Source organism: Magnetococcales bacterium (genome assembly GCA_015231925.1).
Classification (GTDB): domain Bacteria; phylum Pseudomonadota; class Magnetococcia; order Magnetococcales; family JADGAQ01; genus JADGAQ01.
In genome coordinates this window covers 1-2,968 of the sequence record JADGAQ010000316.1, presented here as the reverse complement: position 1 = coordinate 2,968, position 2,968 = coordinate 1, and the positions used below count along the sequence as shown (strand labels likewise).

At 45.1% G+C, this 2,968-nt stretch carries 3 protein-coding genes; all 3 read left to right on the top strand.

Annotated features, from left to right (window positions below; translation table 11 throughout):
- On the top strand, positions 1-307 hold a 307-nt coding region (locus tag HQL56_19290), incomplete at its 5' end, for a hypothetical protein (GenBank protein MBF0311662.1).
- Positions 292-951, top strand: coding sequence for a hypothetical protein (locus HQL56_19285; GenBank protein ID MBF0311661.1), 660 nt, complete (start codon positions 292-294; stop codon positions 949-951). The genes HQL56_19290 and HQL56_19285, both read left to right, overlap by 16 nt.
- Positions 952-996: 45 nt before the next feature.
- Positions 997-2,968, top strand: a 1,972-nt coding sequence (locus tag HQL56_19280; protein MBF0311660.1) for a M10 family metallopeptidase C-terminal domain-containing protein, incomplete at its 3' end; no start/stop codon positions are given.

The window sequence follows — 2,968 nt, the reverse complement described above, 5'->3', positions numbered from 1 at the left end:
CGGGTGGGCTTCTTCCCCGACCCTGGAGGATCTTCCTGTCGAAATCGGTTACAAATTCATGCCGGGCCTTGATCAACGTTTCGGCCACTTGGTCGTCGCGTCCGGCACTTTTTACGGGCATCTGTTTGGAAAGATTAATCAATTTCCGGAACTGTCCGAACTTCCCGACCGGTTTGGCCCAAACGATGATCAAGGCCTTCATGTCGTGTCGCGCGATTGCGGCCAAGTTTGGCCAAAAAGAGAAAGAACCGGTTTTATGGTCGTACGGGACTTAACAATTACGGGAAAAAAATGGGCAGTGTTTTAACGTCAGGCATGCAACAGTTATCAGGATACTCATGGCCCCTGTGGGCAGCTAGGTATCCTAAAAAAAAATACATTATAATAATAACATTGTTATGCTATTGTCCGGTTTCAGCTGTTAGCGAAAATGAGAAGCCAAGAGCTTGTAGTAATCCTATTAATAAATCCATAGTGTTGCTATGCAGCGTCCTCAACTCTACTCCAGAACAGGAAAATAAAATATGTGAGACTGCCCGCGCAGTCTTTCGATACCATATTAGGCCTGAATATGGCGTAGATATGCAAGTCTATACTGGGAATGCTTTTCCTGAAACAAAATATGCATATGAGGAAACTCTGTTCTATGCCATCCGGCTTGACTTCGACGATAGTAAGATTGAGTGGGTTAATAGATGCAAACTTTCATACACTTCAAGCAATTATGGCGCATGGTGCAACAGAATCCGGGCTCGTCCTGATAATATCGAATACAGATCGAAGGGTTGCGTTTCTTTTGCAACATCAAAAGATCAAGATAAACCTGATATATATACTTTTATACTAGTATTCGAAAAGCTAATCTATTATAGTACTGCAATAATTCCATATATTGACGAATCAAAACGTCCACACCAATATAAGAATATCTCTTTGGAGCCAAAACCATGAAGATAATTTCTCCTGTTCAAATCAACCTCTATTCCGGAGATTCTAATGGACGATATCGGTAAAATTATGGGCCCTTCGGTAGAGTGGCAAGTGAATTCAGACTTTATCACCTACAGCTATTTTAGTGCAGGAGATTTATTGGATAATTACATTGTAGAGGAGTATGCTGAGTACGATGAATCGGTCCGAGCGGCAAATCCGCTAACTAAATTTATAAATCCGCTAACTCTTGACCCTAGGCCCGCTCAGTTTTCCATTGAAAGTATGCTTAATGCGTGGGCTAATGTAGCAGATATATCTTTCATGGAGTCCTCTTCATTGTCGGAGGCAACGATAAGAATAGGAACGTATTATTCAAACACTAATGACGGATTTAATGGGTATGCAATCCCCAACTTTGGTAGAGATCCTGTTGCGAACGACCTTTGGATTAATAGAGATGGTTTGGGCAGCGCATTGCCTGGAAGTCGATCATTCAAGACTTTATTGCACGAAATTGGACATATACTTGGATTGGTGGATTCGTATGCGGAGGGGCAGGGTTATTCCCCTAATGTACCGCAGGATGAGAGAATCCTTAATACTGTCATGGCTGTAAAACATCCAGATGATATTTTCCAAATAGATCCATCCGTCTATCCTCAAACCCCTATGGTAGACGATATTGCGGCTATTCAGTTAATGTACGGTCCCAATATGACTTACCAGGCAGGCAATACAACGTGGAATTATGCCATGTGGGGTATTGGGCATTTTATGTACACTATTTGGGACGCTAAAGGCACCGACACTATTGATGCCTCCTATCTTTCCGACAAGGTGATGATCGATCTGCGTGATGGCCACTATAGTTCGGTTGGGTTCGATAGTTGGGAGATATTGAATCTCGGTATTGCAAGAAATGCAATAATTGAAAATGCGAAGGGAGGGAGTGGTGATGATAAGATAATAGGCAATGATAAAACTAATGAACTTTATGGGGGTGGGGGTGCGGATAAATTATATGGCGGTGGCAATACAGACTACTTATTCGGTGACGATGGCGGCGATACCCTGTATGGGGAAGCCGGAATGGATGGTTTGGAAGGTGGGGAAGGCAATGATATTTTGGATGGTGGATCTGGTGATGATTATATGGAGGGCGGTATTGGGGACGATGTATATTATATAGACTCGTCTTCCGACGCTGCTGTTGAATATGTTTCTGCGGGGGTCGATACAGTATATTGCTATTCCACAGGGACAGGTTATAAGCTTAATGCTTATGTCGAAAAGCTTGTTCTTAGTGAAGATTATGCAACGTCAGGTGCAGTGGGTTATGGAAACTCTGAAGACAATACATTAATTGGTAGAAACCCGTTCCAAAATATATTGTATGGTGAAGGTGGTCAGGATGAAATCCGTGTTGAAAACGGAACAAATAATCAGCTTTATGGTGGCGCCAATACTGATTGGTTGTATGGTAGTGATTGGAATGACACTCTAAATGGAGGAGAGGGTTCCGACCTGCTGGTTGGAGGGACGGGGTACGACCTGCTGATTGGAGGAACTGGCTTCGATGTCTATGTTGTAGATGACGGCGATGTAATCCAGGATGAGGATAGACTGGGAGCAGTTCTAATTAATTATTCCTTCTTAAGCGGTGGAACCGGGCTATCTGGAAAATATTATGGGACGGCGGGTGGTCTTACTGTTACCTATGAGTGGGCGGGCGGTGTCGGGAATTCCCTGTATTGCACTGTAAACGGGCAAACCTTCGCGATTACTAGTTTCGTCAACCAAGCGTTAGGTATCAAGTTGATCGAAATCTTTGAAGGGTCACCAGGAGGTGGAACTTCAGGTACCAACAACTCCGGAACGGGAGGGACGGGAACCTCTGGCAGTCCCGGAGGCACTGGAGGTCCTGGCGGTTCCGGAACTCCGGGTGATGGGTTGGACGATGGTGGTCTTGACGGCCCGGACGGCCCGGCGGTGGCTCCTGGCGGGGTTGCCCCAGGTGGGGGCGGCACCCCCACCG